This window comes from Methylobacterium cerastii, assembly GCF_022179125.1.
In the GTDB taxonomy this organism is placed as follows: Bacteria; Pseudomonadota; Alphaproteobacteria; order Rhizobiales; family Beijerinckiaceae; genus Methylobacterium; species Methylobacterium cerastii.
On the sequence record NZ_BPQG01000088.1, the window covers coordinates 1 to 18368 of the forward strand.

Below are 18368 nucleotides of genomic sequence, written 5' to 3' on the forward strand. Positions count from 1 at the left end.
TCGCTTCGGCCCATCCCACGAAGGAATCAGCGAAACCCGACCCGCGCAAGGGGGTGGGTAATTACCGCGGTGTACGACGCGATAAAATGGATCGTCAGGATCGCAACGAGCCCCCTGGAAAAAAGATAGTAGACCCCCTCCACGTCCGAGGTCTTTCGGGTTGGATTTGGGCCCCAGGCCGCGCTCATGTGGCCGGGCGAGGTGATCGTCTTGATTGCAAGTATGAAAAACATCACGATCCAAACCGCGTCAGATATGATGTTCGAACGTTCATGTCCGATCTGCTCGGGAAACCAGGGCGCGTGCGGGATGTAGGACGTAATTTCACTAGGCCATCCGAATAGCTTTCGACTTGTCCAAAGGAGAAAGCTAATTACTGCAATCTTTGTGATTACATTAATTTTATCAGACGCTCCATAAAAAACCTTCCGAAACAGCCATCGGCCGACCTTGCTGCTAAAGCTAACAGCCTTGTCTTTTGGCCGTAGAGCCGACGCGTCTTTTATAGCGGCTGGCCCAAGCAGGAAGGTCAAACCTACATACCCGAGCGCATGCAGTATCCAGTCGTTCTGACCTGAGTAAAAATGATACAGGGCAGGCAGCATGACGACAGTTGTCCAGCATGCGGCTGAAACTTTACTTGCAACGGTGCCGACGTCCTCGACAGGACCATTGAACAAATTGTACAGCCTTTTATCAAGAAACGCGCCCATGATGCTGCTTGGGTCTTGGCCTAAAGCATCAGATTTTGAATAATACTGCAAATCAAAGAAATAAAAATATAAATATAATATAATACTGCCTAAAACGAGATTGCCAATATTCATTGCTGGTCTCATCAATTTGATTTTGTGGAATAGAAAGTAAATTCCCAGCACTGCGTTGTGCGGTTGGAGCGATTCAAGTGTCGGCGGCTACATCTCCGAGTTGCATCGACAATGGCTGATGCGGACCATAATCGCGGATGAAGAAGTATTGCCGCTAGTCCTATCCCGACCAATCGCACGCCGTGTCAGCGTCTAGCATGGCAACGCTCGACCAGGGATCATAACCCGAAAGGGATGAGACTGCACGTCCGCCGACGAAGCGGCTATCCTCGGCATTAGCTCAGCACCGGCTCGCGGCGCGGAAGAGCGCATTGAGCTTCTCGTAAATTGTTTCCGAAAGAGGCGCCCCGGGACCGGCGTCAGATCATGGAAGCGCAGGAAGAGGAGGTTTCCTATCAGTATTGAAATCGCACCCTTCTGCCAGTCGACATCATACACGAATTACTTCCTAGACGTTACTACTATCTTCGGGATCGGACCAATGATGGCTCAGGCTAATGCATCTTCATCTCTGATTATACACTAATCGCCAACTGTTCGGTTCATCGAGCGCGTTCGCCACTTTCACAGCGGGGATGATGCGCGGGGTGATCTGAGATATGACCATCTGGACCACCGAGAACGCCAGACATTGGATGCCTGAGAAGAACACTGATTGGCTCATAGGCGCCATCAAGGTCTCCGCTTTCGGGGATCAGATACATCCAGCTGGATAACCATGTTGGGTCGGGAGCGGACCCAAAGCATGGGTTCCATCCGTCAGATTTCGACCACTAGGATCGCGGGCGGCAGGCGGAAGGCCTCCGCTTCCCGCGCGTCCGGTCCGACCGGCTGCCCCCGGCTCACGAGCACGTCGCCGACATGGACGTCGGCGCGGGCCATCATCGCGTCCGTCAATTCCGGCGCGTCTTCGTATTCGTCCGCCTGGATGACGTGGGCATCCGTCTTCGCGAAGTCCGTTTCGCCGAACGCATCAGCGGAGAAGCGGGCCGTAGAGGGCTTGCTCTCGTGCATTGGCTTTCCTCATCGTAAAAACGTGACGGTCCGTGCCACGCGGCGTCCACCCGACGACGACCATGCGCGCGTCGAGCAATCCAACGGTGCGACGCGGGACCTCGTCGTCGTCGGCGCGACGATCCTCGAACGGATACGGTTTTCGTTTGAACTCGTCGCCTGCGCACCGTTTTCCCGGACGCCTGGAGCGTCAGCGGACGGCGATCCGGGACCCAGCATCGACAAGGGCCGCGTCAGTGGCTCGATACGAACGGCGCAACGAGATCGACGCTTCGCGGCGTCTTCTGCTGGGTCCCGGATCGGGTTCCGCGGACGCTTCACCCGTCCGGGAGAACGGGCGCCGTGTCCGCAGAACCGATCGACCGGACATCGTATGACCTGTGATGTCAGCAAACACGAGGGCCGACGCGAGGAAGCCCACGCCGTAACCCGGCCAAAGCCGTGTCGCACTTTGCCGGGTGGACCGTGATCGCCCTCGCTATCCAGAAGTGATGAAGAGACGGCCGCGTCAATGAACCCCGCGGCGCCTACCTGTCGGAAGCCTGCGTCCGCGGCCCGTAGCTCCTGAACTTCTCGATGTTGCGCGCGATCTCGGCATCGGGGAGCACCACCGGCGTGCCGACCTGCAACGCGACCGCGTATTGCCGGCACAGGGTCTCCATCTCCACCGCGAGCCAGAGCGCCTTGGGCAGGTCCGGCCCGGTGGCGATCATGCCGTGGTTGGCGAGCAGGCAGCCGTTGCGATCCTCCAGCGCTTCGAGCGCGAGCCGCGAGAGCTCTTCGGTGCCGAAGGTGGCGTAGCCGGAGCAGCGGATCGTCGGGCCGCCGACGGCGGCGATCATGTAGTGCACCGCGGGGATCGTCTGCCGGCACATCGCGAAGGCGGTGCCGTGATCGGGGTGAGCGTGCACCACCGCGTTCACCGCCGGCTTCTCGCGCAGGATGTCGCGGTGGAAGCGCCATTCCGAGGACGGGCTCAGCGGGTGGTCGAAGCCGCCGTCCATCGCCAGGAAGACCACCTCCGCCTCGCCGATGCGGGCGCTCGGGACGCCCGAGGGCGTGATCAGCAAGCCGTCGCGCCAGCGCAGGGAGACGTTGCCCGAGGTGCCGCGGTTGAGGCCCTGCGCATCGAGGTCGCGCGCGGCCGCCACCACAGCCGCCCGCGCCCTGCTCTCGTCGGCATCCATTCGCGGCCCTTCCGGTTGTCCAGCCCCCGATAAGCGCGAAGGCCCGGCACCGTAAAGACGGTGCCGGGCCTCCTTGCGTTCGGCCGGTGGAGCATTTTCAAGCGAGGTGGATGCCGGCTCGCGTGGAGACAATGCGACCACACAGCAGGTGAGAGCATTTTCCGTGATCCAGGGATCACGGAAAATGCTCTCGTGGAGCGTCGCGGCCTCAGGCGGCGACGGCCCCTCGGGCGGCGGTCGTCTCGGGCGCGGCGAGCATCGCGTTGGCGACCACGCGCTTGCGCCAGGGCTTCAGCACCGCGATGGCGAGTATCGAGGCCAGGATGTTGGCGCCGGCCGCCAGCAGGAACACGCCGTCCCAGCTGCCGGAGCTCTGCTGCAGGTAGTTCGCTGCCGGCACCAGCAGGGCCGCCGTGCCCTTGGCGGTGTAGAGCAGGCCGGCGTTGGTCGCCGCGAACTTCGACCCGAAGGTGTCGGTGCAGGTCGAGGGGAAGAGCGAGTAGATCTCACCCCAGGCGAAGAACACGAAGCCCGAGAGCAGCACGAACCACAGCGGATCGTGACCCCAGAGGTAGAGCATGTAGATGCCGAAGCCTTCCATCGCGAAGGCGATGAACATCGTGTTCTCGCGGCCGATCTTGTCCGAGACCCAGCCGAAGAACGGCCGCGTCAGCCCGTTGAGCACCCGGTCGATGGTCGCGGCGAAGGTGATCGCCACCATGGTGATGCCCATGATCGTCACCGGGACCTTGTCGACGCCGATGTCGGCGGCGATCGGCTTCAGGTTGGCGGTGATCATCAGGCCGCCGGCGCCGACGATGACGAACATGAAGTACATCAGCCAGAAGATCGGCTGCCGGACGACCTCGCCGGGCGCGTAGTTGCGCCGGGTCTGGATCACGTTGGCGTTCACCGCCGCCTCGGGCACCTGGCCCTTCTTCGGCGAAATCAGGAAGAAGGCGAGCAGGCAGACGACGATGCCCTGGCCGAGGCCGAACCAGAGGAACGCGGCCTGGAAGCCGTTCTCGGCGATCATCCACTGGATCGGCGCGACGGTGAAGGCCGAGCCGGCGCCGAAGCCCGCCGCGGTGATGCCGGCTGCGAGGCCGCGCTTGTCCGGGAACCACTTGAGCGCGCTGCCGACACAGGTGCCGTAGACCGCGCCCGCGCCGATGCCGGCGACGACCTGGCCGAGATAGAACATGTTGAGCGTGGTGGCGTAGGAATTGATCACCCAGCCGACGCCGCAGAGCAGGCCGCCGAACAGGACGACCACCCGCGGGCCGTACTTGTCCACGAACCAGCCTTCGACCGGGACGAGCCAGGTCTCGAACAGCACGAACAGCGTGAAGGCCCACTGGATCGCCGCGCGGTCGAAGCCGAACTTCTTCTGGATGTCGGGCACGAAGAACGTCCAGCCGTACTGGAGGTTCGCGATCATCACCATGCAGACCACGCCGAGCGCGAGCTGCATCCATCGATATCCGTCGGACACCCGTCCGATCGCCTGTCTGTCGTCGTTTGGCATCGTCATCCTCCCAGAGGTCTTGCTTGAGGCCGGTTGTCCGGCACGTGGCGTGTCGTCCGCGTTGGTCGCGGCGTCGTCGGATCGGGAACCGCCCGAAAGGGACGGTCGCCGACCTTTGCGCCGTTATTCGCCGACGCCCTTCAATCCTCGATGTCGTCGCGCGGAGACCTTCGTCCACGCGAGAACCGCAATGTCGGCATGGTCCTGATGCCGCGTTCCGGCTTCCGATGCAGCTTCGATTGCACGGTTCATCTCGGAAAAACTTTTGGCACCGCAACAAGAAAAAGTCAGCGCACCGGCTGGGCGATCTCTGGTCTACGGTATGCCAGAAATATCGTGCGATATCCGCTCGGAACCTGTCAACGCGACCGGAATAAAAATACAGAAATTTCGTTCGGATTAGGAGCTGCCGACAGACGTGGTCCTCAAAGGGACGGCTCGGCCCGAGTGCGAGGCTTCGGAGCCGAGCGACGGCCGATCCGACCGACCCTGCATCGCCGCGTGTGCCATCTAGGCTGACGCCAAGGTTTGCGTTACGTCGGCGATCGGTCGCGCGTCGAATTCCAATCCAAGAACGCGGACCGACGGATACGGCATGTCGAACTCCGAGTCGCTCAGCATCAAGCCGATCGTGGTCAGTTCGAGCCTGCGCACCCTCGCCTACGAGGCGTTGAAGACGTTCATCACCAACATGGACATCTACGGGCGCCCGGACGAGGTGCGCCTCGACGAGCGCAAGCTGTCGCAGGATCTCGGCGTCAGCCGCACGCCGGTGCGCGAGGCGCTGACCGTGCTGGAGCAGGAAGGGTTCGTCCGGTCCGAGGCCCGGCGCGGCGTCTTCGTCATCAAGAAGACGAAGAAGGAGATCGTCGGGATGATCCATTCCTGGGCGGCACTCGAAAGCATGGCCGCCCGGCTCGCCTGCACCCGGGCCTCGGATGCCGAGCTGCGCTCGCTGCGCGAGGCCTTCCCCGAGTTCTACGACGGGCGGCCGGCCGAGCACATCGACGAGTACTCGGACGCCAACATCCGCTTCCACCAGAAGATCATCTCGCTCGGGCAATGCGCGGTGATCTCCGAGCTGTCGAGCAACCTGCTGATGCACGTGCGCGGCATCCGCAACACCGCGCTCCGCCAGGGCGACCGGGCCGAGAAGTCGATCCGCGAGCATGTCGCGATCATCAAGGCGCTCGAGGCGCGCGACGTGGAAGCCGCCGAGCGGCTCGTGCGCGACCACGGCATCGGCCTCGCCGACCACGTCGACGCCTACGGCGCCTACCTCGACTGAACCGATCCCGGTTTTCCGATCTTCCTGCGCGCGTGGTGCACTCCGTCCACCGCGCGCGAACGCATGCGCGCCTTACATGATTGGTATGTGGCGTTTGGCATACCAGAATGCAGCGCACCATGAGATCTATTGCGTCGCAACACGCATCGGGATCCCGCCATGTTCTCCTCGTTCCTCGCCGTCTTCGCCGCCCTCGCCAGCGTCCAGGTGCTGCTCGTCGTGAAGCTCGCCGACTTCCTCACCGACGGCGCCGAGGCGCGCGGTGCCCGCTCGGTCGCAGCCGACGTCCACGGCGCCACCGCCGCCTGAGCACGCGTCCGAGTTGTAATCCGCCGCGCGTCTGCGCACTCTGCCCGCGAGTCGAGGGGCGAGGCCCGATGCCGAATCAGGCATCATGATGGCGTCGCCGAAGGAGGCCGGAAACGGTTCACTCATGAAGTTCGGTTTATCGTCAACACGGCGTTGACGAGGACAACCGAGGAAGGCCGGCATTGGCACAGGGCGCTCCGTTCCCGGCCATGGAGGACGCGTTCGTCCTCCTGATCACCGACCGTCCGGACCTGCGGCGCACCCTGGCGCGCGGGATCGACCTGGTGATGCCGTGCCGCACGGTCTCGGCCTGGCCTGAAGGCGGCGCCCGCCCCGCGCTGGTGGTGATCGACCTGCCGGCAGCCGGCGCCGACGCCGTCCGCGCCGACACCGCCTTGACGCCGACGCTCGTGCTGGAGCGCGACGCCGCGCGGCGCCGGCCCACGTCACCCATCCTGAAGACCCTGCCGGCCGCGACGCGGCGCGAAGCGATCCTCGCCGACGCCTTCGCGATGATCGAGGTCGCCATCGCGCGGACCCGGGTGCTCGACGCGCGGAGTGCCGCCGCGACGACGATCGTGTCGGAGATCTTCGATTCGGCGGCGCTCGGCGCGCCGTTCCAACCGAGCGAGATCGATCGCGGCACCGAGATCGTCCTGGCCGCGGTGTCGGAGGTCGGCATCGGCGACTGGCTCGCCACGGTGTGGCGCCACGACGCCGGCGTCTACCAGCACACCCTCGGCGTCGCCGGCTACGCCGCGGCGTTCGGCGGCCGGGTCGGCCTCTCGCGCCCCGACCGGCACCGCCTGACCAAGGCCGCGCTGCTGCACGACATCGGCAAGGCGCGCATCCCCGTCGAGATCCTGAACAAGCCCGGCCGGCTGACGGCGGAGGAGATGCGCCTGATGCGCCGGCATCCGGAGATCGGCGCGGGGCTGCTCGACGCGCAGGGCGGATTCGATCCGGCGATCGTCGAGGTGGTGCGCCACCACCACGAGAAGCTCGACGGCACCGGGTATCCGGCCGGCCTGCGCGACGGCGCGATCACCGACCTCGTCCGCATCGTCGCGATCTGCGACGTGTTCTCGGCGCTGACCGAGCGCCGGACCTACCGCGATTCCGTCGCTGCCCCCGAGGCGCTGGCGACGATGGAGGGGATGAAAGGCCACCTCGACCGCGCGCTGATGCAGGCCTTCGCGCCCGTGGCCCTCGGCCGTGCGGTGGAGTTGGCCTGATCAGCGCGTTTCAAACGCGCCGGCCTCCACGCGGCTTGAAAAGACTCACGCCCTGCCCGCGACGGGCCGCCATCGCGGCGGAGACCAGGCCGAGGCCGCCGACGGTGGCGAACAGCGCGGCGAAGGCGCGCCCGATCCCGTCCGCGCCGAACACCCGGTCGTTCAGCAGACCGAGCAGGGCCGGCCCGGCGCCGAGCGCCACGAGGGTCACGAAGGCGATGAACAGGCCGCTGATCCGCCCCCGCAGGGCGACCGGCGTCAGGAACTGGATGCCGGCCAGGCTCGGCGGGCTGCAGAAGCCGAGGGCCGCGACCAGGGCCGCGAACCCGCCAAGCGAGAGGCCGAGCCCGGGCGCGAACACCATGACGAGGGTCGCAGGCAGCGACAGCAGGAGCCCGAGCCCCAGCATCCGCGGTGCGGCGCGCGGGCGCTTGCGCTTCGCACGGTCGAGCACGATCCCGCTGACGATGTGTCCCACGGGCGCCGCAACCAGCACGACGAGGCCGAGGATCAGCCCGCTCTCGGCCGGCGTCACCTTGAAGGCGCGCACGTAGAAGGTCGGCGCCCAGGCGGTCAGCGTCTGGCCCATGAGGATCGCGGCGGTCGAAGCCACGGTATGGGGCAGGTAGGCGCGGCCGTGCCGGACGATCCAGGCGAAGGCGCGCGACCACGGCGGCAGTGGGACCGGGACCGACGGAGGGGGCGGTTCGGCGATGCCCCAGGTGAAGGCCAGCAGCACGAGGTTCGGCAGGGCCGCCAGCACGAACAGGGCCTGCCAGGGCGCGAGCGCACCGAAGCCCGGCAGCGTCAGGCCGCCCTGCCCCGTCAGCCAGCCGAGGGTCGCCCCGCCGACGAGGAGGGCGAGGCTTCGCCCGAGCGTACCGCCGGTGGTCAGCAGCGAGACCCCACGCCCAAGCCGCGCCCGCCCGACCCGCAACGCGAGCAGGGACAACGCGGCCGGGACGACGCCCGACTGCCCCAGGCCGAGGAGCATGCGGCTCACGAACAGGGCGGCGAAGGAGCCGGAGAGGCCGCAGGCCAGCGTCGCGAGGGTCCACACCACGAGGCAGCCGAGAAGGAGCGTGCGCCGATGCCCGCGGTCGGCCAACGCGCCGACCCAGGGCAAGCCCGCCGCATGCAGCAGCGCGAAGGCCGAGCCCTGGAGCAGGCCGACCTCGGCGTCGCTCAGCGCCAGATCGTGCTTGAGCGGCGTGGCGAGCACCGTGATCAGGAACCGGTCGCTGAAGGCGAAGAACTGCGTCGCCGCGAGCAGCAGCACCAGCCCCCAGCCGGACGATCCGCCGCTTCGCTCCGCGGTCGGTAGGCGACGAGGTGTGGACGCGAGCGCCGGTTCAGTAGAGTTCACAAAGCCACGCGGCGAGTTGCGACCGGGCGTCGGCGATCCCCGCCCGGGAGGCGCGCGCCCGCTGCAGGTCGGCACGGAACTGTCCCGGCGGCCGCCCGAATGCCGCGTGAAACGCCCGGTTGCAATGGCTTTCGCTGCCGAAGCCGCAGGCGAAGGCCAGGGCCGCGATCGAGCGGGTCTCGCTCGGTCGCCTCAGGCAGGCGCGCAGGCTCTCGAGCCGCCGGAGCCGGAGCACGTTCGCGACGCCGCCATCCTCCGAGAACGAGCGATACAGGACGCTGCGCGAGACGCCGACGCCCCGCGCGATGGTTTCGGCGTCGAGGGTAGAGTCCGACAGGCGCGTGGCGATGAACGCCTCGGCGCGCTCGCGCCGCAGCAGGACGAGCTGCGCTTCGGTGTCCGGGTCGAAGCCGAGCCCGGTCCTGTCGTCGAGCACGGCGGCCAGCACCGTCGTCAGGGCGCGGGCCGCGCCCGCCGCCGCGCGCGGGTTCATGGCGGACGCTCGGCGGGCGAGGGAGACCATCAGGTCGGCGACGAGCCCTCCACTCGCCTCGGGCAGCACCGTGCCGTGGAAGCCGCGAAGCCCGCGCAGCGAGCCTTCGACCGGATCGCGCGCGAGCGCGACGGTGACGACGTGCGCGTGGTCCGCCCGGCTCGATTGCGGCCGGGTGGTGTCGAACAGCAGGATCTCGCCGGGCGCCACCCGAACCTCGTCGCCCGGGACGCCGCCGGACAGGCGGCCGGCGAGCAGGAGGTGGAGGTTGACGTGGTCGAAGCCGTCGCGGCGCACGCGCGCCGCGCCACGGCTGTGCACCAGCCCGTTCAGATGGCGATCGAACACCACCATCCGCGGGAAGCGGTGGGCCTGGAAGCGGGCGTAGAACCCCTCCCCCGTCAGGGCCACGTCGGAACCGTGGGCGTAGAGGTCGTGGTAGGTGCCGAATCCGTCGGGGGCGTCCGGCGACTGCGCGGCGAAACTGAAGGATTGCAACGTCACGGGTCGGCCGAAGCGAGTCCATTCGACACGTCGGTCGATGCGATGTTCATTATTCACCGCTGAAACACGGGTGCAAGGCGGCCCACGGCTGCAACCACTGGGGAATGATTACGCATCACACCTAAAAGTCCGATCGGAGACGAGGCTCGAATGCAGCCTATCCCCGTGCAGGAACGGCCCTCGTGGCGCGCCTGAGGTGCCTCCGCCGAGGTCGCGGTCGGCCCGCATGGGTCTGCGATGGAACGGCGCATCGACGGACGCTGCTCCGGTGCTAGCTTCCTCGCGACGCGCCGAAGGGCAGCGGGCCTCGGAGGATCGCGATGAGCGGCGTGTTCTTTCTCTACTTCACCGCCTGCATGGCGAACGCGCCCGAGACCTGCGAAGCGCGGCGCATGCCGCTCGACGTGGCGACGCCCCGCGCCTGCCAGCACGTCGCCCAGCCGCAGCTTGCGCGCTGGGTCGAGGAACACCCGGACTACCGGATCGCCGGGTGGCGCTGCGGCGCGCCGATGCGCGATCCCGGCACGCGGATCTGATGGCGGGCGTGGCATCGCGGGCACAGGCGCCCGCCCTTGCGCACGGTGCGCCGTCGCGCGCCCCGGTTTCGCCGCATGGGACGGGCCAAGGCGAGGCTCCGTCCCGCCAGCGAACCCGTTCCCGATGCCATACAGCGCCGCCCGCCGCCTCAAGGCCTTCGCCGCCTACGGCCTTTTCGCCCTCGCGCTCGCCGGCTGCGGGACTCCGACGCTCATCGAGAGCGCCGGCCCGGTCAGCCCCGTGATCCTCGACGAGAATGCGGCCGCCGCCGCGATCTCGCGTTACCGCGCCCAGCACGGGCTCGGGCCGGTCACCGTCGACGCCGGGCTGGTGACGGCGGCCGCGTTCCAGGCCGGCAACAACGCCCGCACCGGACAGCTCAGCCACGAGGTCGGCGGCAGCTTCACCGCGCGGATGGCCTCGGCCGGGCTCGGCCGGTCCTGGTCGGCGGAAAACCTCAGCGCCGGCTCCGAGACCTTCGATCAGGTGCTCGCCCGCTGGAAGGCCTCGCCCGAGCACAACAAGAACATGCTGATCCCGCAGATCCACCGCATCGGCATCGCCCGCGTCGACGCACCGGGCACCCGCTACAAGCGGTTCTGGGCGCTGGTGATGGCCGGCGGCTGATGGTCGAAATCAGACGCTGGGCATCCAATCGCGGGATCCACTAAAGTTGGAAAGCGGACCTGGGAGGGGTAGAAATGGATCAGCCAGTAGCCATGAGCATTGCTGATGTCTCAGTCGCGGCTATGATCGACGATGAAATTATGCGCGCTGCAAAAGAGCGCTGGCAGAAAGTGGCCATGATCACGGCTATAATAATTCATGCTAACCCTCGTCGAGGAATAAAGGACACAGCAATAGCAGAGCGTATCAAATTGCTTGTTTCACTAGGTAAGCTCGAAGCGCAAGGGAATTTAGACCGTATGCGCTACAGCGAAGTTCGGTTGCCACCACGGTAGAACCTGCAACCCACACTTCGCTCGTATGGTCCGCTAAGGGTCGAAAGCAGCCCTCCGCTGCAAGTGCCAAGCGTCTGATGTCGACCAAGAGAGCGCCTTCCGCCGAAGCGGACGCCTTTTCGGCGAAAGACAGCACATCATGATAAGGGCCTATTCGACCGTGTTCGGCGCGACGACGTTGCCGGTGCCGCCGTCGGCATTGTCGAGGCTGCTGCCGAAGGGATAGCCGGAATCCTGGCTGCAATAGAGCCGCCAGCCGCCGCGAGAATTCACCACGATCGCCGCCGACGCGAACAGGCCGTCGCCGGTGAAGGTGTTTCCGGTGACGACGTTGTCCGACGGCGTCTGGTGGCGGACCGTGCCGCCCTCCCCGCAATTGCGGTAGAGCCGCACGCCGCCTTGGCCCTGCGTGGCGATGCGGTTGCCGGTGATGCGGTTGCGCGCCGAGCCGTCGACGGCGATCGCCTCCCGCCCGAGCGCGACGGCGATGGTGTTGTCGGCGATGACGTTGTCGGCGCTCTCGGCGTCGAGGTAGATTGCGTCCGCGCCCGAGCGGCCGTCGAGGGTCGAGCCCTGCAGGGTGAACCGCGTCACGCCGGGGGCGAGGTAGAGCGGGATGTGCCCGAGCGCGGTGATCGTCGAATCGCGGATCGTGACCTCGGTCGGCGCCGCCGCCTGCGCCCGCTCGGTATGGCCGAGGCTGTGCGACGACGCCTTCACCGCCGCCCCCTGGCCGTTGAGGCCCATGCCCCAGACGCGGACGTGGCCGAGGATGCGGCAGTTGCGAAGCATGACGCCGCTGGGGCGCGACCAGGTCCCGCCGGGGCCGGCCGGCGCGCGCGAGCGGATCTCGACCGCGAAGTCGGCGAGCGTCGGCGCCGGCTCGGCTCGCCCGATCGTCGCGCCGGCGCAGTCGATCTCCGCGCCCGACGCCTCCGCGCCCTCGACGACGACCCGGCGCAGGACGTGGTCGCCCGGGCTCAGCGTGATCGAGCAGGCGATCGCGGCGGTGTCGTCGCCGGGGCGCGGGGGCGACAGCAGGCGGGCGCGCGTGGCGGCATCGCAGGCGCGCGCGGACACAGGTTCGACGAGGGCGGGCGGGGCCGGCGGCAGGGTGACGATCATCGCCGGGAGATGACGCCCGACGACGGCAATTTCGGGATCGGCACGCGCAGGTCCGCAATGCCGCCGTCACCGGTTCCGCTCGCGGGCGAACGGCTCTAGACCTCCGATGCGTCGACGACCGGTCCGGCGCTGGAGCCGCAGGTTGGCAGACCCCGTCCCGAGCGCCCCGCGGAACCCCGCCAAGCGGACGGTGCTCCGTGCCCGCCGCCGCCGCACCGCGGGCGGTCGCGGCAGCCTCGGCCGGCCGGGCTCCGACCTGACGCGGCTGCCGGTGGCACTCGACCCGCGCGGGCTGAGCCTGGTCGAGGGCGTGCGCGCGGCCTTCGCCTTCGCGATCGTGCTGCTGGCCAACGAATGGATCCAGTGGCCGCCGCTCCTGACCATGGCGCTTGCGGCCAACCTCACCTGCTTCTGCGACACCGGCGGCCCGATCCGCATCCGCCTGCGGGTGCTCACCGCCTTCTCGGTGCTCGGCGGCCTGATCTGGGGGGTGTTCGGGCTGATCCAGCCCTACGGGCCGCTCGTCGTGGTGCCGGCCGCCTGCGCGGTGATCTTCGCTTGCGCCTACGCCCGGGTCTGGAGCGTGCAGGCCCAGGCCGCGGGCAACGTGCTCGTGGTGGTGCTGTGCATCGCCATGGACCGGGCGCTGAGCCCGGAGGAGGCGGCGATCATCGCCGCGATGTTCCTCGCGGGCGGCCTGTGGGCGACCGTGCTGGCGCTGGTGCTGTGGCGGCTGCATCCCTATCGCGCGGCGCACCGCGCCGTCGGCGAAGTCTGGCACGCGCTGGCGCGGCTGACCGGCGACCTGGAAAAACTCGCCGCCGCGCCGGAGACGGTCGCGGCCGCCTTCGACGGCCATGCCCGCGCCCACCGCCGCGGCGTCCGCGCCGGCATCGAGGCGGCGCGCGCCCTCCTGCTCGACCTCGCCCGCTCGCGCGAACGCGTCTCCGAGCGCACGGCGCAGGCGCTGCTGCGGCTTGAGACGGCCGAGCAGCTGTTCTCGGGCCTGATCGGAATCGCCGAGCTGATCGAGAGCGCGCCCGAGCCGCACCGGCGCGCGGCCGCCAAGCTGTTCCTGCGGCGCCTGCGCCCGCTGCTGATCGCCATCGCCCGCGCGATCCGCGACGACGCCGACCTCGACCTGCCGCGCCTGGAGCCGGCGATCGAGCGAGCCACCGCGGGATTGGAGGCGACGCCGATCCTCGCGCGCCTGGCCGAGCGGATCGTCGAGCGGGTCCGGATCGGCGCCAAGCTCTCGACGCCGGAGGGCTACCGCCCCGGCGGCGCGCTCGCCGACGGCGGCAGCCTCGGTTGGCGGACGCGGTTCTTCGGGCCGCTGCGCACCAACTTCACCCTGGCCTCGGCCAACCTCCGCCACGCGGTGCGCGCCAGCGCCGTCTGCGCGCCGGCGCTGGCGGCGACGCTGATCTGGGCCGGCCCGTTCTCGCACTGGCTGGTGATGACCGTGGTGCTGACGATGCAGCCGTTCTACGCGGCGACCTGGCAGCGGGCGCTGGAGCGGATCGGCGGCACCGTGCTCGGCGGCCTCGTCGGCGCGCTGCTGGCGCAGATGGCGACGACGCCGCTGATGCAGATCGCGCTGATCCTGCCGCTGAGCATCGTCGGATTCGCCGCGCGCCAGGTGAGCTACGGCTTCTTCGTCGCCTGCCTCACCCCGTTGATCGTGCTGCTGATCGAGGTGATCACCCCCGGCCACTCCTCCTGGGAGGTGGTCGGCATGCGCGCGCTGTTCACCATCCTTGGCGGGCTGATCGCCGTGGTGAGCTGCCTGCTGCTCTGGCCGATCTGGGAGCCGGACCAGGTCCGCAAGGAGCTCCGGCGCGCGCTCGCGAGCCATGCCGCCTTCGCCGAGGCGGCGCTCGCCGACACGGCGCCCCCGGAGCGCGAGGCGCGGCTCTCGACCTGCGCCCGCAACGCCGGCCTCGCGCTCAACGACCTCGAAGCCGCCCTGTCGCGCGCCCTGCAGCAGCCCCGCGCCGGGCACCATCCCGAGGTCGAGGCCGCGATGGTCGCCGACGCCACGCTCCGGCGGATCAGCGCCCGCCTCACCGTGCTGCGCCACGCCGGCGCGCCGACCCAGGCCGAGGACGGCACCTGGAAGGCCTGGATCGCGGCGAACCTCCAGGCGCTCGCCGAGAACCGCTACCCCCTCCCCGACCGCCCCGGCGGCGCGCGAAGCCCGCAGCTGCAACGCCTCGTCGCCCAAGTCGACCTGCTCACCGGCACCCTGCGGCCGGGGCAGGTGCGGGAGGCGGTGTCCGCCGTCGCGTGACCGCGCCCCGTCTTCTCAGTTCAGGGCCTGCGGGTCGGCCTCCTGCAGGAAGGCGGCGACCTCGCGGAAGAACTGCATGCGGTTCTTCTCCATGATCACCGTATGCGTGCCCTCGCCGAGTTCGACGAAGCGCTTGTAGGGGACGTTGGTCAGCTTGGTGAAGTATTCCTGCGCCTGGTAGCTCGGCAGGTCGGCGTCCCATTCCGCGTGGATGATCAGGGTCGGGACGCGGATCTCGCCCGGATCGTAGAGCGGCTTGCCGGCCTGCCAGTAGGCCTGCGAGTCCGCGACGACGCCGTTCGGCGCGCGCAGCACCGGGGGCGAGAGCGCGGCGCCGACGGCGTCGGTGGCCCATGTCGCGTCCGCCCACTGCTCGAACCAGCCCGCCGGGATCAGGTCGCCGCGCTTGTCCTCCGGGACGCCCTTGAGCCAGCGGTCCCTGGCGCTGTCGCGGGTGACGGTACGATAGGCGCCGAGTGGCCCGGACGTGCCAAGGTTCGGGGGCGCCTTGGCGATCCATTGCGGCGCGTAGAGGACAAGGCGGTTGACCTTGTCGTTGTGGGTCGTGGTGTAGAGACCCATGGTCGAGGTGCCCCACGACCATCCCATCAAGTCGAGCTTGTCCACGCCGCGGCGCTTCAGGATGAAGTCGACCGCGACACCGACGGCCTTCGCAGCGTCGGCGGTGCGCATGAACGGCGGGTTGTCCGCGGCTGCCTGGTCCATCTGCTTCGGCCGGCTCGAGAAGCCGTAGCCGGGCAAATCAACGAGGTAGACGTCGAACCCGAGTCCCGCGAGGTAATCCATCATCGATAGCCCAGCGAGCGGAAGATCGAAGGCGGTGGAGGCTGGATAGGTCGCCCCGTGGACGTAGAGCAGGATCCGGTCGGCGGCGAAGCGCGATTGCCCGGCCGGACGCTTGTTGCGGACGTAGAGTTCGATCCCGTCCTCACCGGTCGGGACCCGGAACTCCTCGCGTTCGATCGATGGTGCCGCGGGCTCGCGGGCCTGCGTCGGCGCTGCAGCCAATCCGAGGCCTAGCACCGCGAGGCCGCGGAAGACCTCACGGCGGGGCACCGCGCTCGTGTCGGCGGCCGGCGTCTGACGGCCTTCGGCCAAGAATGTCCGTTTCGATGGCTTGGGCATCGTTTTCTCCCATCCGTATCTGGCGTCGGATGACGGAGATGAATCACCCCGACGGCATGCAGGCAACGGACGTAGGAGCGGAGCGCGAACGAACCGCGACGATCGTCGCTGGACCGCTTTCCCGCCGGACGCTGACTCACCGAAAAAACCCTGCGCACCGTCCGCGCGTCGCCCCGTTTCCCTTATATCGCCCCGGGGGCATCGAGAGCGGATACGGGCTTTGGAAGACGCGTTGATCCGGTGGCTGCAAGCCACCGCCCACCTGCGAGCCGACGTGGCGGCCGTCGTCGGGACCGCGCTGGCGCTCGGCGTCACCGTGCATGCGCTCCTGCGCAAGCGCCGGGTCAGCGTCGCGGTCGGCTGGATCGGGCTGGCGTGGCTCTCGCCGGTGTTCGGGACGGCCCTGTACCTCCTGTTCGGGATCAACCGGGTCGAGCGCCGCGCACGCAAGTTCCAGTCGAAGCCCTCCGCGGCGCCGGGCGCGCCGAACACCGAGGACGCCATCGTCCCCGAGGTGATGTGGCCGCTGGACAAGGCGGTGCGCCGGATCACCGGCCTGCCGGCTTTGGCCGGCAACACACTGCGCCTGTTTCGCAACGGCGACGCCGCCTACCCGGTGATGCTCGGCGCGATCGACCGGGCGCGGTCGAGCATCGCCCTGTCGAGCTACATCTTCCGCGACGACCCCACCGGGCGGACCTTCTGCGCGGCGCTGAAGGCGGCGCAGGACCGCGGCGTGGCCGTGCGGGTGATCATCGACGGCATCGGCGGCGGCTATTTCCGCGCGGCGGCCTTTCGACGGTTGCGGGCTTCGGGGGTGCCGGCCGCCCTGTTCATGCATTCCGGCTTGCCCTGGCGCATGCCGTTCCTGAACCTGCGCACCCACAAGAAGCTGCTGATCCTCGACGGGCGCGAGGCCTTCACCGGCGGCCTCAACATCTCGCAGCCGAACCGCCTGCGGACCCGCCCCGACCACCCGATCCGCGACACGCACTTCCACGTCGCCGGCCCGGTGGTCGAGCAGCTGATGCTCGCCTTCAGCGCCGACTGGGCCTTCGCGGACGGCGGCGTGCTCGAAGGGCCTGACTGGTTCCCGGACCTGCAACCCGTGGGCGACTCCATCGCCCGGGTCGTCCTCTCCGGGCCCGACGCGGACGTCGAGAAGATCGAGTTCGTGATCCTCCAGGCGCTGGCCTGCGCCCGCAGCTCGGTCCGCTTCGTCACCCCCTACTTCCTGCCGGACGAGGTGGTGATGAACGCCCTCATCCTCGCGAGCCAGCGCGGGATCACGGTGGACATCGTCATCCCGCGGGTCAGCGACCACCATTTCATCGATTGGGCGACGCGGGCGCACGTCGCGCCGCTGATCCGCAACGGCGTGCGGATCTGGCTCGACGAGCCGCCCTTCGACCATTCCAAGGCGATGGTGGTGGACGGGGCCTGGTGCTTCGTCGGCAGCGCGAATTGGGACATGCGCAGCTTCCGCCTGAACTTCGAGCTCAACGTCGAGATCCACGACGCGGCGCTCGCCGCTCAGCTCGAGACGTTCATCCGCGCCAAGATGGAGACGCCGCTCACGATGGAGGCGATCGACGCGCGGGCCTTGCCGGTCCGTTTGCGCGACGCAGGCGTGCGACTGCTGCTGCCATACCTCTGAAGCGAAGGCGCGGGGCCTCGCCGGGCGGGGCCGGGCTGAGGTGGACGACGATGGGCCGGTGGTCGGAAGGCCCGCGCGGCAGCACCGCGTGCTCGCGGCAGACGAGGCCGCGCACCAGGCATCGGTCGAGGCGCAGCGGCACCATCTCGACCATGGCATGGGTCGGCCGGCGCGGCCCCACGTCGCGGAAGCCCGGCAGCAGCGCCGGCCCGACGATGTTGTAGTCGCCCAGGATCGCCGAGCGCTCGGGCAGCATGCCGACGATGCGGCGGAGCTGGCGCCGGTTCAGCATCTGGCCGTGCGAGAGGTGGACGTTGGCCACGCCGAAGTCGCCGAAATCGAGCACCTGGCAGACCCGGTGGACCACCGCGCCGGACGGCAGCGTGACCACGGCCGGGTTCGTCGCCCACGGCGTCGGGCACCACATCGCCAGCCCGTGGATGCGGCCGGGCAGCGGCACCCAGGCGTAGGACCCGCCGACCCGTTCGGTGATCCCGGCGATCTCGCGGGTGGCTTCCTGCATCAGCAGCAGGTCCGGCCGCTCCTGCTCGATCAGCGCGACCACGTCCTCGACCGCCGCGCCGGTGCGGCGCAGCAGGTTCCAGCTGACGACCTTGCGCGACGCCGCCGCGGCATCCGCCTGTCGGAGCGGCGCCGGCGCGACGGAATCGAGGCCGAGGGGGGCCGAAGAGACCTGGGATGAGACCTGGGATGAGGCTTGGGATGAGACCTGGGATGTCGCCATGCGGGCCGTTCGTGCTCCTGACCGCGCTCTTCCGACAGCCTGGGGCAGGCGCGAGACCGGGATGGGACCGGGCGGGTTTCGCCCGCCTCCCAACGCGCGACCCACGATCCCGTTGCCCTGTTGACGCAACGCTCCTCCACCCTTGAGCCGTG

General features: G+C 68.5%; 17 protein-coding genes. 8 read left to right on the forward strand and 9 right to left on the reverse strand.

The genetic code is table 11. The annotated features are described in order from the left end of the window. Window positions 1-26: 26 nt before the first annotated feature. The 4 genes from MFF13_RS23235 to oxlT form a co-directional block, all read right to left on the reverse strand. Entirely contained in the window at window positions 27-839 is an 813-nt protein-coding gene (locus MFF13_RS23235) for a hypothetical protein (RefSeq protein ID WP_238273056.1), read from the reverse strand. 747 nt (window positions 840-1586) lie between these two features. Further along, a complete protein-coding gene (locus MFF13_RS23240) occupies window positions 1587-1841 on the reverse strand; it encodes a hypothetical protein (protein WP_147764325.1) in 255 nt (84 codons plus the stop codon). A 527-nt stretch (window positions 1842-2368) separates the two neighbouring features. Continuing rightward, window positions 2369-3028 carry a class II aldolase/adducin family protein gene (locus tag MFF13_RS23245; protein ID WP_238273057.1) on the reverse strand — a complete coding sequence of 220 codons (660 nt, stop codon included), beginning with the start codon at window positions 3026-3028 and terminating at the stop codon, window positions 2369-2371. A gap of 208 nt (window positions 3029-3236) precedes the next feature. Next, on the reverse strand, window positions 3237-4556 hold the full coding sequence (gene oxlT / locus MFF13_RS23250; protein ID WP_505744303.1) for an oxalate/formate MFS antiporter: 1320 nt from the start codon (window positions 4554-4556) through the stop codon (window positions 3237-3239). Between the two features lie 595 nt (window positions 4557-5151). Between oxlT and MFF13_RS23255 the strand changes: the two genes are divergently transcribed. The 3 genes from MFF13_RS23255 (at window position 5152) to MFF13_RS23265 (ending at window position 7388) form a co-directional block, all read left to right on the forward strand. Further along, window positions 5152-5844: a GntR family transcriptional regulator gene (locus MFF13_RS23255; RefSeq protein ID WP_147753813.1), complete on the forward strand. Its 693-nt coding sequence runs from the start codon at window positions 5152-5154 to the stop codon at window positions 5842-5844. 159 nt (window positions 5845-6003) lie between these two features. Continuing rightward, complete coding sequence (locus tag MFF13_RS23260; RefSeq protein ID WP_187277268.1) at window positions 6004-6153, forward strand: hypothetical protein; 150 nt, start codon at window positions 6004-6006, stop codon at window positions 6151-6153. A gap of 182 nt (window positions 6154-6335) precedes the next feature. Next, window positions 6336-7388 (forward strand): HD-GYP domain-containing protein, encoded by a 1053-nt coding sequence (locus MFF13_RS23265; RefSeq protein WP_306422445.1) that lies wholly within the window; start codon window positions 6336-6338, stop codon window positions 7386-7388. A gap of 10 nt (window positions 7389-7398) precedes the next feature. Here MFF13_RS23265 and MFF13_RS23270 read toward each other — a convergent pair whose 3' ends face one another. Next, window positions 7399-8667, reverse strand: coding sequence for an MFS transporter (locus tag MFF13_RS23270; protein ID WP_238273058.1), 1269 nt, complete (start codon window positions 8665-8667; stop codon window positions 7399-7401). 73 nt (window positions 8668-8740) lie between these two features. After that, entirely contained in the window at window positions 8741-9745 is a 1005-nt protein-coding gene (locus MFF13_RS23275; protein WP_187273577.1) for a helix-turn-helix domain-containing protein, read from the reverse strand. A 326-nt stretch (window positions 9746-10071) separates the two neighbouring features. On the opposite strand from MFF13_RS23275, the gene MFF13_RS23280 reads away from it, so the two are divergent. The 3 genes from MFF13_RS23280 to MFF13_RS23290 all read left to right on the forward strand — a co-directional run bounded on the left by MFF13_RS23280 (window position 10072) and on the right by MFF13_RS23290 (window position 11250). Then, on the forward strand, window positions 10072-10287 hold the full coding sequence (locus MFF13_RS23280; protein ID WP_147764330.1) for a hypothetical protein: 216 nt from the start codon (window positions 10072-10074) through the stop codon (window positions 10285-10287). Window positions 10288-10411: 124 nt separating this feature from the next. After that, window positions 10412-10915 (forward strand): CAP domain-containing protein, encoded by a 504-nt coding sequence (locus tag MFF13_RS23285; RefSeq protein ID WP_147764331.1) that lies wholly within the window; start codon window positions 10412-10414, stop codon window positions 10913-10915. A gap of 74 nt (window positions 10916-10989) precedes the next feature. Continuing rightward, window positions 10990-11250: a DUF3658 domain-containing protein gene (locus MFF13_RS23290; RefSeq protein ID WP_147764332.1), complete on the forward strand. Its 261-nt coding sequence runs from the start codon at window positions 10990-10992 to the stop codon at window positions 11248-11250. A 150-nt stretch (window positions 11251-11400) separates the two neighbouring features. On the opposite strand, the gene MFF13_RS23295 is transcribed toward MFF13_RS23290, so the two are convergent. Further along, complete coding sequence (locus MFF13_RS23295; protein WP_147764333.1) at window positions 11401-12375, reverse strand: right-handed parallel beta-helix repeat-containing protein; 975 nt, start codon at window positions 12373-12375, stop codon at window positions 11401-11403. 106 nt (window positions 12376-12481) lie between these two features. On the opposite strand from MFF13_RS23295, the gene MFF13_RS23300 reads away from it, so the two are divergent. Beyond that, the gene (locus tag MFF13_RS23300) at window positions 12482-14668 is read left to right on the forward strand and encodes an FUSC family protein (protein ID WP_147764334.1); all 2187 of its coding nucleotides are present in this window, start codon (window positions 12482-12484) and stop codon (window positions 14666-14668) included. A gap of 15 nt (window positions 14669-14683) precedes the next feature. On the opposite strand, the gene MFF13_RS23305 is transcribed toward MFF13_RS23300, so the two are convergent. Beyond that, on the reverse strand, window positions 14684-15787 hold the full coding sequence (locus MFF13_RS23305) for an alpha/beta hydrolase (protein ID WP_373322599.1): 1104 nt from the start codon (window positions 15785-15787) through the stop codon (window positions 14684-14686). A gap of 247 nt (window positions 15788-16034) precedes the next feature. Between MFF13_RS23305 and MFF13_RS23310 the strand changes: the two genes are divergently transcribed. Next, window positions 16035-17471 (forward strand): phospholipase D-like domain-containing protein, encoded by a 1437-nt coding sequence (locus tag MFF13_RS23310; RefSeq protein WP_147764336.1) that lies wholly within the window; start codon window positions 16035-16037, stop codon window positions 17469-17471. Here the strand turns inward: MFF13_RS23310 and MFF13_RS23315 are convergent. Then, entirely contained in the window at window positions 17389-18216 is an 828-nt protein-coding gene (locus tag MFF13_RS23315) for an endonuclease/exonuclease/phosphatase family protein (protein ID WP_238273060.1), read from the reverse strand. The two genes, MFF13_RS23310 and MFF13_RS23315, sit on opposite strands and share 83 nt — an antisense overlap. Window positions 18217-18368 lie beyond the last annotated feature (152 nt).

Excerpts from the sequence above, each read along its gene's own strand:
- MFF13_RS23235 (WP_238273056.1), bottom strand. The coding sequence starts at position 839 with ATGAGACCAGCAATGAATATTGGCAATCTCGTTTTAGGCAGTATTATA.
- MFF13_RS23300 (WP_147764334.1), top strand. The coding sequence starts at position 12,482 with ATGCGTCGACGACCGGTCCGGCGCTGGAGCCGCAGGTTGGCAGACCCC.
- MFF13_RS23290 (WP_147764332.1), top strand. The coding sequence starts at position 10,990 with ATGGATCAGCCAGTAGCCATGAGCATTGCTGATGTCTCAGTCGCGGCT.
- MFF13_RS23240 (WP_147764325.1), bottom strand. The coding sequence starts at position 1,841 with ATGCACGAGAGCAAGCCCTCTACGGCCCGCTTCTCCGCTGATGCGTTC.
- MFF13_RS23295 (WP_147764333.1), bottom strand. The coding sequence starts at position 12,375 with ATGATCGTCACCCTGCCGCCGGCCCCGCCCGCCCTCGTCGAACCTGTG.
- oxlT (WP_505744303.1), bottom strand. The coding sequence starts at position 4,556 with ATGCCAAACGACGACAGACAGGCGATCGGACGGGTGTCCGACGGATAT.
- MFF13_RS23285 (WP_147764331.1), top strand. The coding sequence starts at position 10,412 with ATGCCATACAGCGCCGCCCGCCGCCTCAAGGCCTTCGCCGCCTACGGC.
- MFF13_RS23315 (WP_238273060.1), bottom strand. The coding sequence starts at position 18,216 with ATGGCGACATCCCAGGTCTCATCCCAAGCCTCATCCCAGGTCTCATCC.
- MFF13_RS23245 (WP_238273057.1), bottom strand. The coding sequence starts at position 3,028 with ATGGATGCCGACGAGAGCAGGGCGCGGGCGGCTGTGGTGGCGGCCGCG.
- MFF13_RS23280 (WP_147764330.1), top strand. The coding sequence starts at position 10,072 with ATGAGCGGCGTGTTCTTTCTCTACTTCACCGCCTGCATGGCGAACGCG.
- MFF13_RS23260 (WP_187277268.1), top strand. The coding sequence starts at position 6,004 with ATGTTCTCCTCGTTCCTCGCCGTCTTCGCCGCCCTCGCCAGCGTCCAG.
- MFF13_RS23255 (WP_147753813.1), top strand. The coding sequence starts at position 5,152 with ATGTCGAACTCCGAGTCGCTCAGCATCAAGCCGATCGTGGTCAGTTCG.